At 36.2% G+C, this 23,670-nt stretch carries 21 protein-coding genes and 1 tRNA gene; 11 read left to right on the plus strand and 11 right to left on the minus strand.

Translation table 11 applies throughout. The features are described from left to right. The first annotated feature begins 92 nt into the window (after positions 1–92). Positions 93–464 (plus strand): PA2779 family protein, encoded by a 372-nt coding sequence (locus tag H4J50_RS13280; RefSeq protein ID WP_182256979.1) that lies wholly within the window; start codon positions 93–95, stop codon positions 462–464. Then, positions 436–1,419, plus strand: coding sequence for a PA2778 family cysteine peptidase (locus H4J50_RS13285; protein WP_182256980.1), 984 nt, complete (start codon positions 436–438; stop codon positions 1,417–1,419). Before H4J50_RS13280 ends, H4J50_RS13285 begins: the two co-directional genes overlap by 29 nt. Positions 1,420–1,527: 108 nt before the next feature. On the opposite strand, the gene H4J50_RS13290 is transcribed toward H4J50_RS13285, so the two are convergent. Further along, positions 1,528–3,915 carry an RND family transporter gene (locus H4J50_RS13290; protein ID WP_182256981.1) on the minus strand — a complete coding sequence of 796 codons (2,388 nt, stop codon included), beginning with the start codon at positions 3,913–3,915 and terminating at the stop codon, positions 1,528–1,530. Positions 3,916–3,917: 2 nt separating this feature from the next. Next, complete coding sequence (locus H4J50_RS13295) at positions 3,918–4,814, minus strand: VacJ family lipoprotein (RefSeq protein WP_182256982.1); 897 nt, start codon at positions 4,812–4,814, stop codon at positions 3,918–3,920. A 481-nt stretch (positions 4,815–5,295) separates the two neighbouring features. On the opposite strand from H4J50_RS13295, the gene H4J50_RS13300 reads away from it, so the two are divergent. After that, positions 5,296–7,368: a S9 family peptidase gene (locus H4J50_RS13300; protein WP_182256996.1), complete on the plus strand. Its 2,073-nt coding sequence runs from the start codon at positions 5,296–5,298 to the stop codon at positions 7,366–7,368. A gap of 122 nt (positions 7,369–7,490) precedes the next feature. Here the strand turns inward: H4J50_RS13300 and trxC are convergent, their stop codons facing one another. After that, positions 7,491–7,937 carry a thioredoxin TrxC gene (gene trxC / locus H4J50_RS13305; protein ID WP_182256983.1) on the minus strand — a complete coding sequence of 149 codons (447 nt, stop codon included), beginning with the start codon at positions 7,935–7,937 and terminating at the stop codon, positions 7,491–7,493. Positions 7,938–8,240: 303 nt separating this feature from the next. On the opposite strand from trxC, the gene H4J50_RS13310 reads away from it, so the two are divergent. Further along, positions 8,241–9,176 carry a homocysteine S-methyltransferase family protein gene (locus H4J50_RS13310; protein ID WP_182256984.1) on the plus strand — a complete coding sequence of 312 codons (936 nt, stop codon included), beginning with the start codon at positions 8,241–8,243 and terminating at the stop codon, positions 9,174–9,176. 262 nt (positions 9,177–9,438) lie between these two features. On the opposite strand, the gene H4J50_RS13315 is transcribed toward H4J50_RS13310, so the two are convergent. After that, positions 9,439–11,070, minus strand: coding sequence for a B12-binding domain-containing radical SAM protein (locus H4J50_RS13315; protein ID WP_182256985.1), 1,632 nt, complete (start codon positions 11,068–11,070; stop codon positions 9,439–9,441). A 163-nt stretch (positions 11,071–11,233) separates the two neighbouring features. Here H4J50_RS13315 and H4J50_RS13320 point away from each other — a divergent pair, with 163 nt between their 5' ends. Further along, positions 11,234–11,476 carry a DUF6868 family protein gene (locus H4J50_RS13320; RefSeq protein ID WP_182256986.1) on the plus strand — a complete coding sequence of 81 codons (243 nt, stop codon included), beginning with the start codon at positions 11,234–11,236 and terminating at the stop codon, positions 11,474–11,476. Positions 11,477–11,597: 121 nt separating this feature from the next. Here H4J50_RS13320 and H4J50_RS13325 read toward each other — a convergent pair whose 3' ends face one another. The 3 genes from H4J50_RS13325 to H4J50_RS13335 form a co-directional block, all read right to left on the minus strand. Beyond that, positions 11,598–11,933, minus strand: a complete 336-nt coding sequence (locus H4J50_RS13325; RefSeq protein ID WP_182256987.1) for a zinc ribbon domain-containing protein YjdM — start codon at positions 11,931–11,933, stop codon at positions 11,598–11,600. A gap of 175 nt (positions 11,934–12,108) precedes the next feature. After that, complete coding sequence (locus H4J50_RS13330) at positions 12,109–12,597, minus strand: tRNA-uridine aminocarboxypropyltransferase (RefSeq protein WP_182256988.1); 489 nt, start codon at positions 12,595–12,597, stop codon at positions 12,109–12,111. Positions 12,598–12,792: 195 nt separating this feature from the next. Beyond that, positions 12,793–13,764, minus strand: a complete 972-nt coding sequence (locus H4J50_RS13335) for a DUF1186 domain-containing protein (protein WP_182256989.1) — start codon at positions 13,762–13,764, stop codon at positions 12,793–12,795. Between the two features lie 377 nt (positions 13,765–14,141). On the opposite strand from H4J50_RS13335, the gene H4J50_RS13340 reads away from it, so the two are divergent. After that, positions 14,142–14,597: a hypothetical protein gene (locus tag H4J50_RS13340; protein ID WP_108456073.1), complete on the plus strand. Its 456-nt coding sequence runs from the start codon at positions 14,142–14,144 to the stop codon at positions 14,595–14,597. 1 nt (position 14,598) lies between these two features. After that, a complete protein-coding gene (locus H4J50_RS13345; RefSeq protein WP_220466219.1) occupies positions 14,599–15,717 on the plus strand; it encodes a PQQ-dependent sugar dehydrogenase in 1,119 nt (372 codons plus the stop codon). Between the two features lie 552 nt (positions 15,718–16,269). Here H4J50_RS13345 and H4J50_RS13350 read toward each other — a convergent pair. Further along, positions 16,270–16,360: transfer RNA gene (locus H4J50_RS13350), tRNA-Ser, on the minus strand. A gap of 273 nt (positions 16,361–16,633) precedes the next feature. Here H4J50_RS13350 and H4J50_RS13355 point away from each other — a divergent pair. After that, positions 16,634–18,079 carry an MATE family efflux transporter gene (locus H4J50_RS13355; protein ID WP_182256990.1) on the plus strand — a complete coding sequence of 482 codons (1,446 nt, stop codon included), beginning with the start codon at positions 16,634–16,636 and terminating at the stop codon, positions 18,077–18,079. A gap of 235 nt (positions 18,080–18,314) precedes the next feature. On the opposite strand, the gene H4J50_RS13360 is transcribed toward H4J50_RS13355, so the two are convergent. From H4J50_RS13360 to H4J50_RS13370, 3 genes are all read right to left on the minus strand, one after another. Further along, on the minus strand, positions 18,315–20,027 hold the full coding sequence (locus tag H4J50_RS13360; RefSeq protein WP_182256991.1) for a SulP family inorganic anion transporter: 1,713 nt from the start codon (positions 20,025–20,027) through the stop codon (positions 18,315–18,317). 239 nt (positions 20,028–20,266) lie between these two features. After that, the gene (locus H4J50_RS13365; RefSeq protein ID WP_182256992.1) at positions 20,267–20,803 is read right to left on the minus strand and encodes a hypothetical protein; all 537 of its coding nucleotides are present in this window, start codon (positions 20,801–20,803) and stop codon (positions 20,267–20,269) included. Between the two features lie 81 nt (positions 20,804–20,884). Further along, positions 20,885–21,580 (minus strand): HupE/UreJ family protein, encoded by a 696-nt coding sequence (locus H4J50_RS13370; protein WP_182256993.1) that lies wholly within the window; start codon positions 21,578–21,580, stop codon positions 20,885–20,887. Positions 21,581–21,699: 119 nt separating this feature from the next. Here H4J50_RS13370 and H4J50_RS13375 point away from each other — a divergent pair, with 119 nt between their 5' ends. The 3 genes from H4J50_RS13375 (at position 21,700) to H4J50_RS13385 (ending at position 23,600) form a co-directional block, all read left to right on the plus strand. Further along, positions 21,700–22,434, plus strand: coding sequence for an ABC transporter permease (locus H4J50_RS13375; RefSeq protein WP_182256994.1), 735 nt, complete (start codon positions 21,700–21,702; stop codon positions 22,432–22,434). A 91-nt stretch (positions 22,435–22,525) separates the two neighbouring features. Next, the gene (locus H4J50_RS13380) at positions 22,526–22,921 is read left to right on the plus strand and encodes an antitoxin Xre-like helix-turn-helix domain-containing protein (RefSeq protein ID WP_108456067.1); all 396 of its coding nucleotides are present in this window, start codon (positions 22,526–22,528) and stop codon (positions 22,919–22,921) included. Between the two features lies 1 nt (position 22,922). After that, positions 22,923–23,600 carry an RES family NAD+ phosphorylase gene (locus tag H4J50_RS13385; protein WP_182256995.1) on the plus strand — a complete coding sequence of 226 codons (678 nt, stop codon included), beginning with the start codon at positions 22,923–22,925 and terminating at the stop codon, positions 23,598–23,600. Positions 23,601–23,670 lie beyond the last annotated feature (70 nt).

Consider the following 23,670-nt stretch of genomic DNA (forward strand, 5'->3'; position numbering starts at 1 on the left):
GGCATTACTTAATTTTATAACTTTACCTTAATGTAAATTATAAACTTTATTTGGTGTTTGAACTCAACAAGCTTAATTCATAAGGAATACACATGAAAAATTTGATCATGATATTTGCAGTGTTATTTACAAGTTCGCTTCCAATGACATCAATGGCTGGCAATGTTAGTTCTGCTGTTGTGATAGAGCAACAACGAAGCGCAATTACAAAACAACAAATATTGTCTATGGTTGATAGTACAGAAGTTCAACAACAATTAGTTGCACTGGGTGTATCTTCTGCTGATGCAAAAAATCGAATTAATAACCTTACTAATGCAGAATTAACTCAATTAAATATGCAAATTAATGACGCACCTGCAGGTAGTGGTATTGTTGGCACAATAGTTACCGTTTTAGTGGTAGTTGCAGTGCTTGATTTACTCGGCATAACCGATGCGTACTCGTTTATTGATCCTATCTAATATTATTAGTAGCGTGATTATTAAACACCTTAAGGTTGGCATTATTGCCAGCCTTTTTTTACTTATTGGCTGCGCAACACCTCCGCAAACGTTACAATTAATGCAGCAACCGCCAACGAATATTCCTTTAACTTCGAATATTGAAGGTGTACCGTTTTACCCACAGCAAGCTTATTACTGCGGGCCAACTACACTAGCTGAAATATTTGAATTTAATGGCGTTAAGTTATCGCCTGAAAGTATTGCTCCGCAATTATTTATTCCAAAAAGAAACGGAAGTTTGCAACTAGAAATGGTAGCAGCAATAAGACAACAATCTTTTCTTTCCTATGCTAGCAATGGGTCTTTAGAACAGCTGCTAAAGCTAGTAAATCAAAAAATCCCTGTTATTGTATTACAAAATCTAGGTCTGTCTTGGTATCCGTTATGGCACTATGCTGTAGTAAAAGGCTATGATTTAGAAACCCAAGAGTTTATTTTACACTCTGCAGATATTGAAAATCGTCGGGTAGGTATGAAGGTATTTGAGCGCACCTGGCAGCGGGCTAACTTTTGGTTTGTTGCGGCATTAAAGCCAAGCCAAAGTACCAGCGCGCTAAACGACTTTACCTATATAAGTGCCAGCCAAGATTTAATTTCAATCGGCAAAGGCCCTGCTGCTATTCCATATTTACAACAAGCTATTAACGCTTGGCCTAAAAACTGGTTAAGTTACTTTTTACTAGCTAATTATTATTTCGAACAAAATAATATAACAAAGGCGATCGAATGGTTTGAACAAGGTTTAAATCATGGCGATCAACAAAGTCATTATTTAAATAATTTTGCTTATGCCTTACTTAAAAATGGTGATACTGAACGTGCTAATATCATTATTGAAAAGGCACTAGCAATATCACCCACCGACATTAATGTTTTAGCCACACAGCAAGAGATCTTAACCGCTATTAATTAGTGGCTTAATTGAACAAATATTTAAAGCGCATTAAATAATAAGTGCGCTTTAAATATAACTGAACATATAACCCGTTTACACAAGTCCCTATTCAATATCAGTTTGCATTTAAGCTGTGCGCTTGCCTAAATATTTTTTCAACAGCACAGGCAATATGGTTATATCTGTTAATAAAGCCACTATCATCGCCACACTGGTTAATAAACCAAACAACATACTCGGCACAAAGTTAGAAAACACTAACGAACCAAAACCTATCACTATGACTGTTGTGGTGTAAATTAATGCATATCCTACCGACAAATTTGTCCGTTTAACCCATTCGTTACTGTCCGTTTTATTGAGCTTTATTTCTTCTAAATAGCGATGAACGTAATGAATTGTGTCATCCATGGAAATACCCATGGCAACGGCTGCAATAGTGATGGTCATTAAATCTAACGGTATGGCAAAAATACCTAATATACCCATGATAACCGAGGTTGTTATCAAATTAGGCACTAAGGCTATCCAGGCAACTTTAAACGATGAAAAGATGATCATGAGTGTTATCGCCATAGCACCATAAACGATTAGTATGGTGAGTATTTGCGAGTCAACTAAGCGCGACAATACGTCTTGATATAAAATAAACAAACCAGTAAGCGTATATTGCTGCTTTTCAATGCCTAATGCAGATAATTGCTGGTGAATTTCCGCCAGTAAGTCAGCTCTGTTTAGGTTAGCCGTACTGTCTTGAACACGCATAGAGATACGTATTTGATTATCTTTTTCTGAAAAATAAGCGCCAAATAATGCCTGTTGTAAGCTTGGATCTAAACTTTTATAAAGCGCAGTAAGTTCGTATTCTGTTAACGGTTTACCGTTTACCACTTGCGCTATTTTAGTAAAGTCAGCAATCGATGTAATCGCACCAATAGCTTGTTGATTTGCTAACATATTTTGAATTGCAGTAACTGTTTGAACGGTACTTGCAGAAATAACTAAGCCAGCTTTAATTTGCTCATCAGGTATATCAAACAATAAGTCAAACGGTGTTGAACCGCCAAACTCTTGATCAATATAAGTTAATTCTTGTCGAACATCTGTCGACTCATCAAAATAATTTAAAAAACTATTTTCAGCGGTTAACTTTAAGCAACCCAGCACACCAATAATGGTGATTATTGCAGAAAACACCACGATTAATTTAGGTTGTTTTTTAACAAATGTAGCGGTTGCAGTCATACTGTTTTCAATTTGCTTGTGCTGCTTCACAAACGATTGCTTGTTAAACAATGCCAAGAGTAATGCAGGGAAAAAAGCTAAGCTAACAATAAAGCTTACGAGCATGGCCACTACCATCATCCAACCGAAACTAATTACCGGCTGTACACCACTAAATATAAGCGAACCAAAACCTATAGTTGTGGTTAAACCGGCGAAGAAACACGGCTTTATTTTTTGTTTAATGGTCGCGAGTACTAATTGTTTGTGCGACCAATCAGTGTGTTTAAGCACCAATTCTTGATAATGAACAATAAGATGAATAATCATCGCCAACGACAATATAATTTGTAGCGCAAATACGTTGGCTGAAATAACTGTAACTTTAAAACTAAGTGCCGCTAATAACCCTATGGTAATAACTACACTGGTAGCACAACATACTAGAGGTAAAATTATCCAGCTAAGCTGTCTAAATAAAAACCAAAGTAAAACAATAACGACCAATATAATTAACGAACCGAAAAGCAATAAATCACTTTCTATTATTTGAATAAGCTCGTAAGACAGTAAATTATTGCCGCCAAGGTAAAAGTCGCCGTCTTTTTTATAGGGCTTTAAAATCGAACGAATACTTTCTATTTCATCTATTCGTGCTTGTTCTAATTTTTTATTAAGTTTTTGTTGTTCAGTTTTAAGTTGTTCAAGGGTATTAAGTTCTTGCTGGGTTAGATCTCGGCTTAATAAATGACGCTTAATGTTAATAATGTCATGTTTATTGGCTTCTAACTTTGGATCGGATTTAAACACAACTTGCAGCGACATAGCTGTTTGGTCATCGTTTATCAATAAACCTTCGTACAGAGGATGTTTTTTCAAGCTCAGTGATAAGGTGCTTTCACTAAATTTTTGATTTTCCCAGGTAAGGTTTTTAACATCAGCAGAAACTGTATCAGCCGCGGTAAAAATAGGCATGTTAACAATGCTTTTTACTTCTTTAACCCGTGTTATTGACTCTATCTCACGACCAATACTAGAAACAGCATTTAAGTTTTTAGTAGCAAATAGCTGACTATTCTTAGGTTTAAAAGCAATTAAAATAAATTCTTCTGAGCCATAACGTTGGTCAGCAAGTTGCGTTAATATGTAATGCTTGTTGTTATCAACTAGTAAAGTGTCAGCCGACGCATCAATTTCAAAATGCTGTGCTTGCCAAGCAAATATTACCGTTAGTACGCTAAAAGCCAAACAAGTTACCCAGGCTATTGTGGTTGAGTTTTTATTAAACATGACTACTCCACCGCCCCGTCAATTTTGCTAACTGGACTCGCTATCGATTCTTTTTGCTTTTCAGTTTTAAATATTTCATCTCTGCGAGCTTGGCCATCACGTAATAAATTCTGCATATATAAGTTTCTAACAAATTCATATGGGTTTTCAATATCAGCTAATACATCTGGATATTTAGCTAGTATGGGGATTTGTGCTTGAATGCCATCAGCCAGTAATAACTGTGTAGCTACTTCATCATCGTTAATGTAGTTAAGTGGATGCGCAAAATAGTTAAAGGTTAAAGAAGCCGTGTCACGTAAATCAGACGGGCCAAGTAAGGGTAAAACAACATAAGCACCGTGACCAACACCATAACTTGCCAGTGTATCGCCGAAGGTGGTTTTATTTCGTTCTACATCCATCATACCATTAGCCGCATCAAACAAGCCAAGTAGCCCAACGGTACTATTGATTAATACACGCGCAATACTTTTCCCCGAGGCTTTAAACTCGCCCTGAAGTAAATGATTAACCGCATACAGTGGTTCTCGCAAATTATAAAAAAAGTTACTTATACTATTATCAATTTGCTCAGGAACAATTTGTTGATAGCCATTGGCAAGTGGGCTTAACACATAACGATAAGCCACATCGTTGAATTTAAAAATAGGTTCGTTGATAAAGCGTAATGAATCTTCAGGTGGCTGATAGCTAACAACACTGGGCACATTTTGCTCAGCTGCTAATTCATAAGGACCTTTTAAAGGTTGCTCATTCTTAATTGGGTTTTCAGATGCATTATTGCTAGCGGCAGAACACCCTGAACAAAGCGTTATTAAAAGTATGATTAATCCGCTGTGTAAATAACGGCGATTATGGTTCGAAAAATTAGAGCGCTGGCTTAGATTGTTTCTCATTAAAAACTCCCTTTAACGCGTTTAGTCGTACTTATATTTATTGTCTATTTAGTATAAGTTATACATCGTTTTATACGCTAAACATTTAAAATATGGCTAACACTGACCGCCAATGTTTTATTAATTAACTAAATACTAACACTTTAATTTTAAAGACACCTACCTCATCAGAAAAAATTAAATCGACGTTTGAATCATATAACAGTCTACATGGCAAAAATTAACTACAGCAAAAATTGAGAAACTGATGCAAAGTTAATCAGCATACTGCGATTCAAAATTTTAGTTCTAAGTAAATAATGGCAGATGAACAATAATAATCATTAATAACTAACTAAATTGGTAAAAGGTCGATAAACTTGCTTATTAACGTTTAAGTTGTATTAAAAAATACCATCAGTGAATTAGGAGCACGTTAGTGCCAACATCTTCAATTATTTCAGACACGACAAAACCATCACCAAGTAACATAGCCGCACCAATGGCTAAAAAAATTCCTCATACAATGACTGTACACAACCATCAACGTGTAGATAACTATTATTGGATGCGAGATGATCAACGTAGTGATGAAAATATATTGGCGCATCTTAATGCTGAAAATAATTATGCTGATGCCATGTTGGCAGAACAAATGCCGCTTCAAGAGACTCTTTTTCAAGAGCTAAAAGCGCGCATTGTAAAAGACGATAATACCGTGCCCGCCAAAGATGGAAAATATTGGTATCACAGCGAAATAAATGGTGAACAAGAGTTTTCAAATTTTTATCGTTCAACCAGTTTTGATGGTGAGAATAAAACCTTATTGTTAGATGTTAACGCACGCGCGGAAAATCATGAATTTTATGACTTAGGCGATGTGTCAATTAGCCCTAATGACCAACTTATGTCTATATCGGAAGATACTGACAGCCGCCGTATTTATACTATTTGTTTTAAAGATTTAAACAAAACAGATGACTCAGTCGATAGATATTTAGCCGACATTTTGCTTGAAACTGAAGGACAAATTGTTTGGGCTAACGATAATAAAACCGTATTTTACGTGAAAAAAGATTTAAACACGTTATTAGGCACGCAAGTTTATCGACATAAACTAGGTACAGCACAAGCTGATGATGTTTTGGTGTATGAAGAGCATGATCATAGCTTTTATATCAGTTTAGATAAAAGCCGAGACGAATCTCAACTCTATATTTGTTTGCATGCTACAGAGTCAACACATTGTTTATCGTTATCTTCTGACGAGCCATATGGCGAGTTTATCGACCTAGTGACTTATCAAGAAGAGCATGAATATTACGCTGATAAAATGGGCGACTATTATTATATTGTAAGTAATTATCAGGCTAAAAACTTTAAGTTAATGAAGGTTTCAATTGATCAAGTTGCTGATATTAATAACTGGCAAGAAGTCATACCTCATAGAGACAATGTGCTACTTGAAGGTATTGAAATATTTCATGATTTTATTGTCACCACCGAGCGAGAAAATGGTCAAATTCGTTTTATTGTTCATACAATTAACGGCAAAAATGCTGGGCAGCAATATCCATTATCGTTTGATGATCCTTGCTACTTTGCCTGCCTAGGTGATAACCCAGAGCCAGAAAGTACCGTTGCGCGGTTATATTATTCAAGCTTAACTACTCCTGGTTCATTATATGAATTTGATTTAGCAACAGGTGAGCGTAAGTTACTAAAACAACAAAAAGTATTAGGCGATTTTGACAAAGATAAATACCAATCAGAACGACTATTTATAACTGCTCGTGATGGTGTAGAGGTACCTGTATCAATAGTTTACCGAAGTGATAGTTTCAAAAAAGATGGCACTAATCCCCTGCTTCAATACGGTTATGGTGCTTATGGTATTACTATTGATCCAAACTTTTCCAGCCAAACCTTAAGTTTGCTCGACCGAGGCTTTGTATATGCTATAGCTCATGTTCGTGGCTCAGAAATGTTAGGTAGACAATGGTACGACAATGGAAAAATGGCGCATAAACAAAATACTTTTAATGATTTTATCGATGTTACTAAAGCACTTGTTGATCAAGGTTATGGCGCTAAAGATAAAATATTTGCTTCAGGTGGCAGTGCTGGCGGATTATTAATGGGCGCTATAGTTAACCAAGCACCCGAACTTTATTTAGGTATTGGCGCGCATGTACCATTTTTAGATGTTTTAACCACTATGCTTGACGAAACCATTCCCTTAACTACCAATGAGTATGACGAATGGGGCAACCCTAACGAGTATCAAGCTTATCAAGATATATTAGCGTACTCGCCGATAGATAACATCAGCGTACAACACTACCCTAACATACTCGTAACTACCGGGTTACACGACTCACAAGTACAATACTTTGAACCGATGAAATGGGTCGCAAAATTGCGAGAATTTAAAACAGACGATAACCTATTGTTATTCAAAACAGATATGGACGCTGGACATGGTGGCGCATCAGGGCGCTTTAAAAGCTTGAAAGAAAAAGCCTTGGAAATGAGCTTTTTCATCTCTTTGTTAGCTAGCTCAACGTCTGAGTAAAGTGTTGTATAGTAGTGTTGAAGTGAAGTGCCTGAGTAAATGTTTGGCGTTGTTATTCTCAAGTTTATTTTTATATCTCTTGTGAGTAACAACGGCCTAGATAAGAGTGACTTAGTAGTAATTTAAACCGCAGGTAAGTTTTCAGCTAGCCATTGCTCAAATTGTGCAGGTGGCAAAGCCCCTGATATTCGAGCAATTTCTTTCCCGTGATGAAAGATCATTAATGTAGGAATTGAACGAATATTATAACTTCCTGCGGTATGTTGGTTATGTTCGGTATCTAACTTCAAAAAACAAGCTTTTGCAGACAACTTACCCGCAACCTGTTCAAAAGTAGGTGCAAACTGTTTACAAGGCCCACACCAAGAAGCCCAAAAATCGACCACCACAGGTAAACCATTGTCAGTAATGAACCGACTAAAGTTGCTATCGCTACCTACAATAGGTTTTGTTGAAAGTACCGCTTTACCGCACTTGCCACATACGGGTTTATCGTTAAGTTTTACGCTGGCTAATCGGTTTTTAGTACAGCAGCTTGCACAAACGATTAGCATTGATGTATCAGACATATTAAATCTCAGTAAAAGTTGTTTGGTATTCATTTATAAAATATAAAGTAGAGTAATTATATGGGTTTGTGCAATATTTAATTCAAGTGCAAGCTACATATTAATATGCTTTTAGTGGAAACATGAGCGAGTATGTAACTAGTTTATGCTTATTATTGTTATCCAAAATAATTTAGCAGTGCCTTTCTTAGTTAATTTAATGTAATCATTTAGTTAAACGTTAATCACTGCCCTGTCTACGCTTGCTTTATATAAAGCACATGGTTATTCTGATTTTTTAAGTATCAAAGTTGACATATTAGAATGAAATTACCCACTACATTGCCAATAATTCTTGATGGTGGCATGGGCCGAGAATTGGAGCGCATTGGTGCGCCCTTTCAACAACCTGAATGGTCAGCACATGCATTAATTGAATCTCCCCATTATGTCTCTGAAGTACATCGAAATTTTATTAATGCCGGTGCTGAAATTATTACCACAAATACCTACGCTTTAGTGCCGTTTCATATTGGTGAGAAACGTTTTAAAGAACAAGGGGCTGAACTCATCAAGCTCGCCGCTAAATTAGCTCGAGACTGTGTTAATGAAAATGACGTTAATGATAACGTTAAAGTAAATTCCAATGTGTTAGTTGCCGGTTGTATTCCACCCGTATTAGGCTCATACCGACCTGATTTATTTTCAGTAATACAAGCCAAACCATTGCTTGAAGCTTTAATCGTAAATCAAGAAGCTGATATCGACTTTTGGTTAGCTGAAACAATATCGTCAATCGAAGAAGCAGCAATGATCAAAGCTAGAACGGCACAAACAAACAAAGCCACTTGGATTGCGTTTACTGTGAAAGACGAAATAAACACCGAGTCACGGCTTCGTTCAGGAGAAACTGTATTTGATGCAGTTAGCCAAATAGCTGGGCAACATGTTTCGGCTATATTATTTAACTGCAGTGCGGTAGAAGTAATGGAATCAGCGCTATTAAATGCTAAACAAGCGTTGTTAGCACTCGGACTTGAAGGTGAAGTTCAGCTTGGCGTTTACGCGAATAATTTTCCGCCCATTGGTGAACTACGAGAAGCAAATAATGATGAAGGTTTATCGATAATAAGAAATGATATATCGCCAATAAAATATCGCGAATTTGTATCGTCTTGGATTAATGCTGGCGCATCAATTGTTGGTGGGTGTTGTGGAGTCTCAGCTGAACATATTGAGAAATTAGCTGAGCTTAAATAACGTCCTTACCTCATAGCCTCGAAACCAGTTCAAAGGTAAAAACCCTCTACAGGGCAAAATTTAACATATTAGCACCTCTGTTCATCAACAAAGGTGTCTTGAATCAAATATGCTCAGGTATTGTCGGTGGCTTAACTGTTTTTATACAAGGGGCTAAAATTGTAATAACTATTGCAAGTAATGCTAGGAATACAGACTGACTTTTTCTATGTAATAACGTTGACTAATTATGAGCGGACAACATATCAACTATATGTTGTCATTAGCTTAAATGACGTTTTTGTCGCTGTAATGACTTGTTTTTAACAGCAACGGTGGTTTTTGGAACCGCATAAAGGTTCAAGCCACTAAACAAGCTTTTTAATTTAGCTGCCTCATAGTCTTGTTCAATTTTTTCGATCATCAATGCATGTTTTTCTGGATATAAAGCTTCAACGGCTTGCGATATTAGCTCAAATAATTTCTTCAAATTAATTTTATGTATTTGCCCTGTTTTGTTAAATATCCATTCAGTTATCGCCATGAAATCATCAAACGGCTCATCAGACAATATATGAGGTAAGGTATATTTAAAACGCCCTGAATTACCAATCATGTCCCAATAACGAGCAAAGCGATTAATACGTTGCATGGTGGCAAAACTCACCCTGTCAGTACTTAATATATTAAATGGTGGTAAAGGATTAAAGCGCAAATCGAACGCTTCGGTATGCCTAATTATTGGACTGCCTTTTAAACGTTTCAAAATACCCATTTGAATTTCATGCGGTCGACAATGATACAGCTGGTTAAAACTATCTTTAAAGCTGTCGAAGGTTTCACCAGGTAAACCAAAAATAAGATCAGCATGAATATGTGCGTGGGTATTATCTTTTAACCAAATTAGATTTTCTTTCGACTTAGCGTTGTTTTGCTTGCGACTAATATTTTTTTGCACTTCAGTGTTAAAGGTTTGTATGCCAATTTCAAACTGTAAACTACCTTCAGGAAACTGCGCTAACAATTCTTTTAACTTTCTGGGAAGATGATCGGGCACCACTTCAAAATGTAAATATAGGTCGTCAGTCATTCGGTCTAAGAAAAACTGCATAATTTGCATAGTGGTATTTATGTTTAAATTAAAAGTTCTATCAATAAACTTAAAGTTACGCGCACCACGGTTATACAAAATGTCCATTTGCTCAAGAAATAACACTATTTCAAAAGGCACCGAAGTTTTATCAAGCGACGATAAACAAAATTCACACTTAAACGGACAACCACGAGACGCTTCAACATAAAGCAAACGATTGGTTAAATCTTCATCAGTATAGTATTGATAAGGCGATGCTAATTCTTTTAATTCAACAGGTTTCGAATTGAGAATTTTTCTATCCAAAGGCGCATCATTAATAATATCCTTACACAATTGATAAAAGCTTAAATCTGCTGGCCCTGTTAACACATAATCGGCACTGGCAACTATCGTTTGTTGCTCGGTTTCATAGCTAACTTCTGGGCCACCTAAAACAATTTTAATTTCAGGCGCAATAACTTTTAACAGGCTTACAACGTCAGTAGTTTCAACAATATTCCATATATAAACCCCAAAACCCACAATATCGGGTTTACTGGCTAATATTTGTTCAACGATATCAATGGCGCGAGTTTGAATAATAAACTCTTGTATTTCACAAAATTCCTGCAACTCTTGTAAATTAGCGTACAAATAACGTAAACCGAAGCTGGTATGAAAGTATCGAGCGTTGAGGGTTGCAAGCACAATTTTAGGCGCAGCTTTATCAATTTTATGAATGCTTTTCTGACTGTTATTTTGATGTTTTATATCTGCAATATCGGTAGCCAGATTAATTTTTGTAATGGGTAGTTCAGTGTGATGTTTTTGCGCTGCCATTTGTAAACTTAAATGCCTTTGATGTTATATCGGTGATTATACGGACATTGATTAAATTATTCAGTAATCTTATGCTTAAACAAAGCTTACTTGCTTTGTAATTAGCAGTAAAAGTGAAAGCTCAGTGGTTAACTAAACAATATTTACGGAGAATACAGCAATAATGAATATTAATGAAATGACTATATTTTTAGGTTGGTGCACGGTTATTAATTTGAGTGTTTACTTGTTTTCAGCATTGTCTATTATCGTATTTAAACGCTTTACCACTAAGCTACACAGTAAAATAATGGATCTGGATGCTAAAGCATTACCTAAGCTGTACTTTAACTATTTGGGCAATTATAAGTTAGGTATTCTTATCTTTAATCTTGCGCCTTATATTGCACTGAAGCTAATGGTTTAAAAGTATACGAAATTTGATTCGACCTTAACATAGCACTTATTTTTAATGCTGAGTTCATCATACCAGCCAATTTCTAGCACCGTTCATCACTTGCTTTAGTACAGATTGAGCTTCATGTGGATTATGCTTTTTTCACAAACTTAGCAGTTACCATCATTTCTCCTACGCCGTCTACTTTACAATCTAGCTCATGATTGCTTTTATCTAAAACGCGTCGAATAAGTGCCTTGGTACCTATTTTTATTACTTGTGAACTCGCTTTAATTTTTAAATCTTTAATGACAGTAACTTTATCCCCTTCAGTGAGTAATGCGCCGTTAGCATCTTTTACGTTGACGATACTACTTGCTTTTAGTTCTATGGGATCCCACTCGTGCGAGCACTCTGGACAAATAAGCAGTTGTTGATCTTTGTAAACGAATGGAGATTGGCAATTTGGACAAGCAGGATGCGACATTATTTAGTGACTTTTAAATACAATTTTTATTATTTTAAATGACCATTAAATAGAAGTGAACCTATGTTTTTTTATAATCATGCCGGATAAGTTGATTTTAAGTCTGGCTTTGCTAATTTATTTACGAATTTTTAAATATTTTACAATTTATGGGATTTAAATATTAACAGGTAAGCTAACCATTAAATTCAATAAACTTTAACTGTAAAGCTTCCGCTGTTTTATTTTGTCCTTTGAGTTTTAAAACTTCGATTATACATTCAATAGTGCAAAGGCCGCCTTTAGGTTGGTTGGCTCTTAAATTGTATAATGAGGTGTTTTCTGGTTTCAGCGTAAAATATGATGCTTTTTTTAAATAAGGACTTTGATTAAATATTTTATTTGCTTCTTGCCACGTGCTATCAATAATGATGATATTTTCATAATCATTAAGTGATAACGGTGCTGTTTGAGGATTTAATATTGGTGTCTCAAGCGATAACTCTTCCTTTGAATACAATAATATCGCGTCGTTATTTTCTATCAACTGAACAAGGTTTTTATTGGGGTTGACCCTTTGCCATATTATTCGCTCAACTATGTTGTTAGCGTTTTCTATGGCGATAGTGCCAGTGTTGGTTGCCCTATTTAACTCACGCTCATGTGTAAGAAGAAATATTTTCATAATAATGTCGTTTTCATGGCAAAGGCTTTTTAATCTGACTTAGTTTTAGAACTGAAGATCAGGTTTGTTGTAAGTAAACTTGGCTTTTAGGCTATTAAGTTTGTTCGTTGGTCAACTATGAACAGTTATCACCAGTTATGACCAGCTATAAACAACATTAAATTTATGCCTAAAAGTCACCATCAACAAACTAGTTTACTGTAAACAACATTTTTTGAATTTTTTACCACTACCACATGGGCAAGGCTCGTTGCGACCTACAGTAGGTAATGAACTGACTGGAACACTGTTTTCAATAATGGTATTTTCATCGTATAAAATATCCGATAATAAACCACCCTCACCCATTAATGAGTCGAATAATTCATCGCCTTCGTTTGGGATATTGGCAAGTAATGCATCATCTGGTTCAGCGGAATCTTCATCATCAACCCAAGATTCAAGCGTTTCTATCAGGTTAAACTCTGTTTGAATAAGCCCAGATTCAACTAATTTAGGTGCGTGAAACTTACTCCAAGCTTTTACTTCGTCTTGTTTAAAACGCTCTTCATCAAATAAGTTTTCTTCACATAAACCTACAAACTGACTTTTAAACTGGTTAAGTTCGTATTCGATACATGAATCAGCTAATGCGCTTAATAAAAAATTATTTATTGTGCTCGGTAAAGCTATAAATGCGGCAATCCAACGCGTTACATGTTCACTTAATTGTGTTTTATCAATTGTGCCAACGTCATATTGGGCAAAAACTGCTTCCATAGCCGATGCTTTGCAATACATAGCTTGATGACCATCGACAATATAGTCTGATAGCGCCTGTGTGTTACCACTTGCAACATTATAAAATAAGGTTGAGGTTAATTCAGTTAATGCATCACCAAAAACACGTTCAAGCGGTGTTAAAAAAGAGTCGGTACGTGAAAAGAGCTGTAGGAAATTTGGTAAAGCTGGTGTGTATTTAAGCTCTGCACATAATAAAATGCCGAAAAATAAAACAGCGTCTTGTTCCCCAGTAAGTGATGTGTCGTCTGCGATAAACTGTTCTATTAGTCGCTCTAGTTCTGGATAAAACACCAACCAATTTGTTTTAACCGTCTCGAGTGCTTCAACAGGTAAATCGTTACCGTGTGCCTCACCTATCGCCAACAAAGCTTGTTCTAAATTCATGTATATTCCGAGTTAAATAATGAGTGATATGCCGCAAAGGTTGTATGGTAAACATTTACACTGCTCGTTACCATTTATAGCATCAGTTAAATTTTATTATCACTTTAGGTTTATTTACATTTTAACTGATATTTTACCCATGCAATGTGCCTAAGCTTTCGTTGATAAATAACATATTAAATTATGCAGGTTGAATATTTAACCTGAAAACATGAGGTTTATAAGTCTATGCAGCACGGTATAAGTAACTTCCTAAAGCTAAATTAAGTGAAATAGTTTTTGTACTTAAGGTTAAGATAATAATGTTGAAAGCAGTGTATAGTGAATAGCTTAATAAATATCGTGACGCTATCTACCGAACTTAAAAAGGTTATTATATGTTCAAAACTATTGTGCTGTTTATTTTTACGACACTCATTGCCACTCTACTTGTTTGTATTGTTTCTACACAAATTGTATTAGCTGATGTGCAATCATTTGGGCTTAATGTTAGCCATGATGTTCGTTTAAATACCACCCTTGATGACTTGATTGGACTAGGCCCCGTATTATATATATTAATTACATCTGGTTTTTTAATCGGCTTTATTATCGCTAAATATGCACATAAATATTTAGGTGGTAATAGAACGCTTTGGTATGTTGCCGCTGGTTGTACTACCTTCCCTCTGACAACCTATATTATTCAATACAGTATGGGGTTAACTATATTAGCGGCGGTGCGAACACCCATGGGACTATTCTTAGCTACTTTATGTTGCATATTTTCAGCATGGCTTTTTGCCTTCCTATCATCACGATCGCATATTCACGCTAACAATCTAGGTAAATAAGATGAAAAGTAATCATAAAATAATTCAAAAAATTAGCATGAGTTTATATTTAATTATTGCTAGCACGATGACTTTTGCTGAAACACAGCCCAAGCAGTATAAAGTATCGACCGTTGTTGAAAATTTAAAGTTTCCTTGGTCAATCGCCTTTTTACCTAACAAGGATATGTTGATTACTGAGCGCGGAGGCAGCCTAAGAGTAGTAAGAGATGGAAAGCTACTTGAGCAAAAAGTCTCTGGTTTGCCAGATATTTATGTTGAAGGCCCTGCGGGACTATTCGATGTTGTGTTAGATCCTAACTTTGCTGTAAACCAAAAACTTTATATTTCGTATAGTGGTGGCAGTGCAAGTGACAATTATGTAGAAGTGATCAGCGCCACTTTACAAGATATGTCATTACAACAAACCAAAGTTATTTTTACCGGTTCTAGTAGAAATACGCCGCATCATCATGGTGCTAGAATGACATTTTTACCTGATAATACCTTACTGATCACATCCGGTGATGGTTTTAATTTTCGAGATCAAGCACAGTCACTTGATAGCATGTTAGGGAAAGTCCTTAGAATTAACACCGACGGTAGCATTCCAAAAGACAACCCATTTATTGGTCAAGCCAACGTTAGGCCTGAAATTTACACCTACGGGCATCGCAATCCACAAGCCATATTAGTCAGTAAATCTAAAAAAGTTTGGCTGCATGAGCATGGCCCTAAAGGCGGTGACGAACTGAACTTAGTTAAATCAGGTACTAATTACGGCTGGCCTGCTATTACCTACGGTATGGATTATTCTGGCGCAGTTGTTTCACCTTTCACAACAGCAAAAGGTATGGAGCAACCTATAACGTATTGGGTACCCTCAATAGCTCCAGCTGGCATGACAGAGTATCAGGGTAATATTTTTCCACAATGGCAAGGTGATCTGTTTATCGCTGCCCTCGCTGGGAAAAGCGTAAGAAGATTAAGTTTAGATGGCGAGAAAGTTGTAAAGCAAGAAACTATGTTAGCTGATCGAAAACAAAGGATCCGTGATATTAGAACTGGGCCAGATGGCTATATCTATGTGTTAACAGATAGCATAAATGGCGAATTATTAAAGATATCACCTGCACAATAAAAGCGACTTATTTCACTCGTAATTTTAGTAAAAAAACCGTTAATCTCCTGATTAGCGGTTTTTTTTAAATGTAAAATTCAAAAAGTAACTTGGACTCAACTCTAAGCATTAGCGCTACAAACCCTTTTTATCAAACTAAACACTAAAATAGCAAAAAGCCCGTTAACCTTACGATTAACGGGCTTTCTTAATGTGGCGGTGAAATAGAGGTTTGGACTCTACAAAAGGTTTAGCGCTAAAAACCATATTCTCGGTTTGGTAAACTCCAGACGAAAAAAAACCGTTAATAAATTAGCGGTTTCTTAGAATGTGGCGTTGAAATAGAGATTTGGACTCTACTCGAAGGTTTAGCGCTGCAAACCCTTTTTACCAAACTAAACACTCAAATAGCAAAAAGCCCGTTAACCTTACGATTAACGGGCTTCTCTTAATGTGGCGGTGAGATAGAGATTTGAACTTTACTCGAAGGTTTAGTGCTACAAACCCAATTATACTGTTTAGTAAATTTAAGACGAAAAAAAACCGCTAATAAATTAGCGGTTTTTTAGAATGTGGCGGTGAGATAGAGATTTGAACTCTAGAAGGGCTACAAACCCTTGCCGGTTTTCAAGACCGGTGCTTTCGACCACTCAGCCATCTCACCTGAAGTTCAAAAGCATTGCTGCTTCAGAACGGGGCGAATAATAAATACTGTTCGCGTCTTTGTAAAGTGCTAATTGCTAATAATAGGCATTTTAATTGATTTTTGTTACCGAGTGCTGAATAAACCATCAAATATTGATTTTATGCTCTCCTATTTGCTCTTATTTACACTTTTATTCTTAACTTTGTTTATTACGATTTGTAACAAACGTATGCAACAGTATTTACATTTTCAACTGTTATACTAGCTTATTACGAGTTTTAAGGAAGTGTGTTGCCTAAATCTAATCCATCAGTTGCTGATCGAAGTTTACTTAGTTTAACTTGGCCAATTTTTATTGATCTATTTTTCATTTTTATGATTAATGTCACTGATGCTTGGTTTTTAAGTCGAATATCAGATACTGCTGCGGCGTCTATAGGTGCTGTTATGCCTATTTTAGGCATTGCCTTTGCTCTTTATAGTACACTACATCAAGGCGGCAGTAGTGTTGCTGCACAACGAATTGGTGCTGGAGATTATAGTAAGTTAGCTTCTACTTATGGTGCCCTTTTTGCAATTTTGTTACTCGGTGGCCTTTTCCTGACCGTTATGATGATGTCTTTCGCCCCTACTTTTGCTCAGTGGATGGGTTTGCAAGATGATATGTCAGCTATGGCTAGTATTTATTTAAGTACCATAGGTATGGGCACTTGGGTATTAGCGATGCGGTTCGCCGCTGCAGCGGTTCTTACCTCGCAAGGTAAAACACATTGGAACATGTGGTCAACGTTTATAATGACCATAGTGAATATACTGTTTAATTATTTATTAATTGATGGCAAATTCGGTTTCCCTGCCCTTGGGGTTCAAGGCGTAGCCTATGCCTCTGTCATCGCCTGGGTTGTAAGCTTATGCTTTACATTGATTATTATAATTAAACACTTAAAAATCAATATTGCTTTACCCAACAATTGGGTGTTATTTAAAAAAGATAGTTCGCCTATTTTAAAAATAGCTTTGCCTTCTGTTTTAGATCCTATGTCATGGCAGCTGACGCAAATTATGATGACAGTGATGATTGTAACTATGGGCGAGCTAGCTTTAGCTACCCGTATCTATACTTTTAACTTGCTGTTTACGGCCATTCTTTATTGTTTTGCTATCAGTGCTGGTGTACAAATTAAGGTGGCTCATTTTATTGGTGCTAAACGATTTGATGAAGCACATGTTCAGCTGATGTTAGGCCTTAAAATTGGACTTGTTGGTTCAATGTTTTTTGTTTTTACATTATTAGGGTTTTCTGAATATTTTTTTAGTATATTCACCGATAACACCGATATTTGGGCTTTAGGGAAATTAATATTATGGGTCGCTATTATGGGAGAGTTTGGCCGCAGTATTAATCTTATTGTAGGCTCTTCATTGCGAGCTTCTGGTGATGCCCGTTATGTGTCAATTGCCGGCTTTATGTTGATGTGGTTCTTTGCCCTGCCTTTAGCTTGGCTTTTAGGGCTTCACTTTGCCTATGGTTTAGTGGGAATTTGGATAGCAACAAGTTTGGATGAGTGTATTCGCGGCGTTATTGGCTTTAAGCGTTGGCAAAGTGGTGTATGGCGAACCAAAGGCATATATGCTGAAGAAGTGCTGGTAAATGAGCCTAGTATTAATGAGCAAATTGATTACCAAGAAGCCAATGATTGCTTTGACACTTTACATACAGATCAAGTGAAAAAATAACCTTAAAATCGTCACAACTTTTATACGAGTCATCAGCTTATACAGCCAATTCTCTAGCTAATGACTAATCGATAAGATAAATATTAAAAGTAACGACGTTAATGATAATATTTTAACGTCGTTATTTAAGCGATGAAGGTTAAGTTTATTTAAACGGTGCTGCCAAAGCAATGATATTATCGAGCCCTAACTTGTCTACAATGACTCTGTTTACATGATAAACACACGCTAGTAATTAGTTAAGCTCTATCTGCTCTTCTCTTTCTGCAAGTTGCTTGGCTTGGTTTATTCTTAACGCCAGATACAAATCAGAATGAACATATATTCCTTCATTGCCAGATTTTATTTCTGCGGTTACAAACCAGGCGAGTAATTGTCGCTTTCTTCCTGCAATTTCTAGGCGTACACCACGCTTTCTAAATATTGTATCTAGATCCGCTAGCATGGCCATTACGCTTAAATCTAAATGGGTAAAGCATGGCACAGCATCAATAATGACACATTCTATATCATCTTTTTGTCTAGCGTATTGCTCTAATAATCTGCGTTTGAAAAAACTCGAATTGAAGTAAGTTAACGGCGAGTTAAAGCGGTAAATAAAAATGCCATCTATAGGTTTGGCTTTATCTGTGGTGTCTAAACTTCTTACAACGCCATTAACATCGACGCCAAGTATATGATCCGTTGGGCGCATTACTGTTCGAATAAATTGAAATAATCCAAGTAAAACTGCCAATGTTATACCAGGTATTACACCAATAAAAAGTACGGCAAACAGTGTTGTTAACGTTAAGTAAAAAGCTTGTCTGTCTTTTGATCTAAGCTTCCAAACAGATTTTAAATCTAAAAGGTGCGCAGAGGCGATAATTAATACGATACCTAATGCAGCACTTGGAATATATTCAAGCGGAGCGGTAATAAAAATAGCGATAATGGCGATAATTATGGCTGCAAGAATAGACACTAGTTGTGTTTTACCGCCGTTAGCGTCATTTACCGCGGTGCGAGATGCAGCACCACTCACAGCAAATCCTTGCGACAGCGCCGAAGCAAAGTTTGCCATACCTAGCGCCATAAACTCTTTATCTGCGTCAATCTCGTATCCATTTTTAGCGGCAAAACTACGTGCGGTAAGCATCAAACTAACAAAGCTCACTATCGCTAAGTTAAGTGCGGGCATGACTAATTCACGAATAATCCCGATATTAAAATCAGGTGCCTTAAATAACGGTAAACCTCCGTCGACAACACCAATGGTTTTTATGTCAAATTGCTCTAAATTTAAAAGCCAGACTAATGTTGTTGCAACAGTAATTGCGATCATAGATGCAGGCCAAGTTGGCTTTACACGTTTAAGTAAAAAATAAATACCAACCGTGAGTAAAGCCATTAATAGCGTAGGAACATGCGCTTGCGCTAGGTAGTTTGGTACGCCACCTAAACGTTCAAGCAGGTATTTTTCGTCAAAAGTAAAACCAAAAATTTTAGAAAATTGACCAACAATAATGGTAATGGCGACACCGTTTAATAGCCCCATCAAAATAGGTTTTGATAAAAAATCAGCCAATACACCAAGTTTAAATCGACTTGCAATTATGCACCAAAAGCCAGTCATAACAGTCATGGTGATAACGAGTTGCCAGTGCTTAACAATATCTCCTGCTGCTAAAGGAGTAACAACAGCGGCAATTACCGCACAAGTTGCTGCGTCAGGCCCAATAATTAGTTGTTTAGACGTGCCAAATAACGCATATATAATCATAGGTAACACGCAAGAATATAAACCAACAGCGGCATTAACACCGGTAAGTTGTGCGTATGCAATAGCGACCGGTAAAGCGACTGCGGCAACTGATAGTGCTGCTTTAGCGTCATCAGCAAACCATGTACGTTCATAATTGAATAACACATTCAAGCCGGGCATGAAATTATATAAACGTGACAACAAAGCTGTTTCCTTAGTGAGCTAATAATGGCTTAATAATAGGGTTATTAGAGTATAAAATATAGTGAAAATACGTACAATATGAATGAAATATATTATTTTGATAATAGGCCATTACACCAGCCTACTTGTATGAATGAATTTAAGTTTACTTATCGAACTCGGTTTGTTGTAAAGAGATATAAAAATTAAGAAAATACCGATAGTAACTGCGCATTATCGGTATTTAAAAGACACCAACATTAACCCTTTATGGTGTAGTAGCCTTTTGTCATTAATGATACGGTAACATCTTGCAAGCTTTCGTTTTTCCAATACCAACCGTGTGAACCTTTAAAAGGCGTAGTAAGTGAACCTTGCATGTTATTTGATGTGGTAATAGAAAAACTTTCAAAATAGCCCGTTTTATCCTCAGCAGGCTCGCCATGAAAATCAAAATAAAGTGCTGTGCCATCAGTTTTCCATTCGTACTCCACATGAGCATGTTTTTCCATGTTTAACTTATATTCTAAGCCCTGACCTGCTGGAATGATAATTTCAATATTATCGGTACGTAGTTCATGATTTTGTTCGCCACGATCAAGCACAATTTCCGGCACTTTTTCTGAAGCTTCGGCTATCGCTGTAAGGCCTAATTTATCCCCAAGTCCTGTGGGGTCTATATTGTATTCTGCCGGTAAAATACAGGTAATAAGCAATATTAACGCTACTAATAGTGCCATAACACCTGCTTTAACCAGTGTTTTAGTCGTATGTACTGGGATATTAAATTCGTTCATGATAAATCCTGATATTATATTCAATTGAGCATTAAAATTTTTTAATTCATTAATAAGCACTAAGCGTGCAATTCAACAAAATTAATTGACAAAGTAACCGGTCAGTTGCAAACCAATTAACATCAGCCCGGCACTCATTAAGGCTGTATTGGTCATTATGGCAAAGCCCAAGTAGCTTGAATGTCGACGCCAAAGATTTAACACTATTAACACCATGGCAAGTGCCAAAAACTGTCCTATTTCAACGCCAATATTAAATGAAATGATATTGGTGATTAAGCCGTCTGTTGGCAGTTGGAACTCTTGTATTTTAGTTGCTAATCCAAAGCCATGAAATAGTCCAAATATACTCACAGCAATTTTTGTATTAGGCTGATAATTAAACAAACGTTTAAAACCGCCTAAATTATCAAAGCCTTTATAGACGACCGATAAACCAATAATTGCATCAATTATATAAGGGTTTATCGCAATGTTACCAAACACTCCATAAAGTAAAGTTATACTGTGTCCTAGTGTAAATAGGCTTACATATAACAGCACATCTTTACTGCGAAACAAAAAGAATACGACACCGACTAAAAATAATAAATGATCGTAGCCCGTTAACATGTGTTTCGCGCCAATATAAATAAACGGAAATATGGCGGAGCCTTGGTTAGCTTCTAAAAACTGTTTGGTGGCGTCGTCTACGCCGTGTGCTAGTAATGAAAATGATGTGAATGAAGCTATGACTATCAGTAGCGTATAGATAAATTTATTGCTGATATTCTTCAATGAGTGTTCCTTGTTTGTATAATTATTTAAGCAGTACTACAACGAATGCAATACTATATTTGTATCTAAAAGGAATATGCTAAATAATAGTTATATTATTAACTTTATTATTGATAATCATGAACAATACTCCGCAATTGATCAGCTTAGTTGACCTTGCTATCGCTTTTATTCCCGTTGTTATCGCATTATGTTTTTTATATTTATGGTCTTTAAATGTAAAACAAGCAAGCTATGCTATTGCTCGGATGTTAATACAGTTATTACTTATTGGCTACGCCCTTAGCTATATATTTTTCTCTGATAATGTTTGGCTTATATCGACTATATTAATCGCAATGGTTGGGATTTCTTGTTGGATAGCCTTACGCACCCTGCCCACTTACCGTTTACTGCTATTCAAGCAAGGTTATATTGCCATTATTTGTGGTGGTGGTTTTACTTTAGTCTTTATCACTCAAGGCGCATTAGCAATAACGCCATGGTATCAAGCACAAATTATTATCCCATTAGCTGGCATGATATTCGCCACCGCAATGAATAGTATTAGTTTATGTGCTGAGCGTTTATTTTCTGAAATGAACAATGGGGTACCTTACCATCAAGCAAGAAAGAATGCGCTTAATGCGGCAACGATACCCGTTATAAACACTCTATTTGCTGTTGGTTTAGTCTCAATACCTGGCATGATGACAGGGCAAATACTCTCAGGTGTTTCACCTTTAATCGCCGCTAGGTATCAAATTATTGTTATGTGTATGATTTTTGCCTCAGCCATAATATCGTCAGTGATATTTTTAATCTTATCTGAAAAAACAGTAAAGTTAATCACAAACCCGAATTCAAACCCATAGCATTAAGTACTTAGTTTCATATGGTACTAAAAATTGATAAAAATACCAAAAGGAACTACAATAACTTTATCAGTAGATAGAGGGCTATTATATGACAGTTTCAAATTATCAAAATAAACCCCAAAAAATCAGCAGTTCAGTGGCATTTAAACTGGGTAGCAATATTTTAGAAAAATGGCGATGCAGTGCAAGCGATAAACAAGCCATTCTAGGGTTAACTAAAAGTAGCTATTATCGATTTCAAAATAATGAAAGTGCTACGCTGTCTAACGATCAATTAGAGCGTATTAGTTATATCGCAAACATACATCAAGCATTAAAAATGGTTTTCTCTAACCCGGACAATGTTTATGGCTTTATGGCGATGAAAAATGATAACCCGTACTTTAATGGTAACTCACCGTTATCACTTATTTCGACGGGAAAATTTGGCACCTTATACGAAGTGTTTAAACGAATAGACGCTATGCGTAACGGTCAATGGTAACGTGAAAGTACCTTCTAAAATAATAAAGCTTAAAAACAAAGTGACATTTAGGTTGGTCAATTCAAAGTTCCCGCCTATTACACTTTTTGATGATGTAATAAGCTCTGATCATTTTGAAGCGGTTTATGCCATTCAAGCGTTAACTAACCCTAGAATTTTAAATGAACTTGGTAACTTATCACTGCTTTCAACCCAAGAAATCCCGTTCGGTATTGACGGTGTTAACTATGTTACAGCCCCTTTTACTCATATAAATGTTGATGGTTCACGTTTTAGCAATGGTGACTTTGGCGTACTTTATCTTGCAGACACTGTTGATACCGCGATTAAAGAAACGCTTTATCATCAAGAGAAATACTTTCAAAACATAACTGGCTTGCATTACGACACGGTAGATATGCGCTGCTTAAAAGTCACCTTTAGCGCTAATGTTGCTGATTGTTCAAAAGTTGAAGGAATTAGTGAGTCTGACAGTTATGTACAGCCAAGAATACTTGGCGCACAGCTTAAAAAAAATAGTCAGCAAGGTTTTCAATATCAGTCTGTAAGAAATCAAGGTGCTACTTGTTGGGGGCTTTTTTCACCTATTCATGTCTCTGCCGCTATTCAAACGAAACATTTTGAGTTTATTTTTGACGGAAATTCAATAGCCAAAGTTAGAGAGCTTGTAAGTAATTGATTGAGTAAATATATGTCAGAAATTAAATCTTTAAATGATAAGTATTGATAAATATATCAAACCTATTAAC

Source organism: Colwellia sp. 6M3 (assembly GCF_014077595.1).
In the GTDB taxonomy this organism is placed as follows: domain Bacteria; phylum Pseudomonadota; class Gammaproteobacteria; order Enterobacterales; family Alteromonadaceae; genus Cognaticolwellia.

What these genes read in the sequence shown, in the direction of transcription:
- H4J50_RS13365 (WP_182256992.1), bottom strand. Translation starts at nt 20,803, where the DNA reads ATGAACGAATTTAATATCCCAGTACATACGACTAAAACACTGGTTAAA.
- H4J50_RS13280 (WP_182256979.1), top strand. Translation starts at nt 93, where the DNA reads ATGAAAAATTTGATCATGATATTTGCAGTGTTATTTACAAGTTCGCTT.
- H4J50_RS13300 (WP_182256996.1), top strand. Translation starts at nt 5,296, where the DNA reads ATGGCTAAAAAAATTCCTCATACAATGACTGTACACAACCATCAACGT.
- H4J50_RS13380 (WP_108456067.1), top strand. Translation starts at nt 22,526, where the DNA reads ATGACAGTTTCAAATTATCAAAATAAACCCCAAAAAATCAGCAGTTCA.
- H4J50_RS13345 (WP_220466219.1), top strand. Translation starts at nt 14,599, where the DNA reads ATGAAAAGTAATCATAAAATAATTCAAAAAATTAGCATGAGTTTATAT.
- H4J50_RS13340 (WP_108456073.1), top strand. Translation starts at nt 14,142, where the DNA reads ATGTTCAAAACTATTGTGCTGTTTATTTTTACGACACTCATTGCCACT.
- H4J50_RS13310 (WP_182256984.1), top strand. Translation starts at nt 8,241, where the DNA reads ATGAAATTACCCACTACATTGCCAATAATTCTTGATGGTGGCATGGGC.
- H4J50_RS13290 (WP_182256981.1), bottom strand. Translation starts at nt 3,915, where the DNA reads ATGTTTAATAAAAACTCAACCACAATAGCCTGGGTAACTTGTTTGGCT.
- H4J50_RS13375 (WP_182256994.1), top strand. Translation starts at nt 21,700, where the DNA reads ATGAACAATACTCCGCAATTGATCAGCTTAGTTGACCTTGCTATCGCT.
- H4J50_RS13325 (WP_182256987.1), bottom strand. Translation starts at nt 11,933, where the DNA reads ATGTCGCATCCTGCTTGTCCAAATTGCCAATCTCCATTCGTTTACAAA.
- trxC (WP_182256983.1), bottom strand. Translation starts at nt 7,937, where the DNA reads ATGTCTGATACATCAATGCTAATCGTTTGTGCAAGCTGCTGTACTAAA.
- H4J50_RS13330 (WP_182256988.1), bottom strand. Translation starts at nt 12,597, where the DNA reads ATGAAAATATTTCTTCTTACACATGAGCGTGAGTTAAATAGGGCAACC.
- H4J50_RS13335 (WP_182256989.1), bottom strand. Translation starts at nt 13,764, where the DNA reads ATGAATTTAGAACAAGCTTTGTTGGCGATAGGTGAGGCACACGGTAAC.
- H4J50_RS13315 (WP_182256985.1), bottom strand. Translation starts at nt 11,070, where the DNA reads ATGGCAGCGCAAAAACATCACACTGAACTACCCATTACAAAAATTAAT.
- H4J50_RS13285 (WP_182256980.1), top strand. Translation starts at nt 436, where the DNA reads ATGCGTACTCGTTTATTGATCCTATCTAATATTATTAGTAGCGTGATT.
- H4J50_RS13295 (WP_182256982.1), bottom strand. Translation starts at nt 4,814, where the DNA reads ATGAGAAACAATCTAAGCCAGCGCTCTAATTTTTCGAACCATAATCGC.
- H4J50_RS13320 (WP_182256986.1), top strand. Translation starts at nt 11,234, where the DNA reads ATGAATATTAATGAAATGACTATATTTTTAGGTTGGTGCACGGTTATT.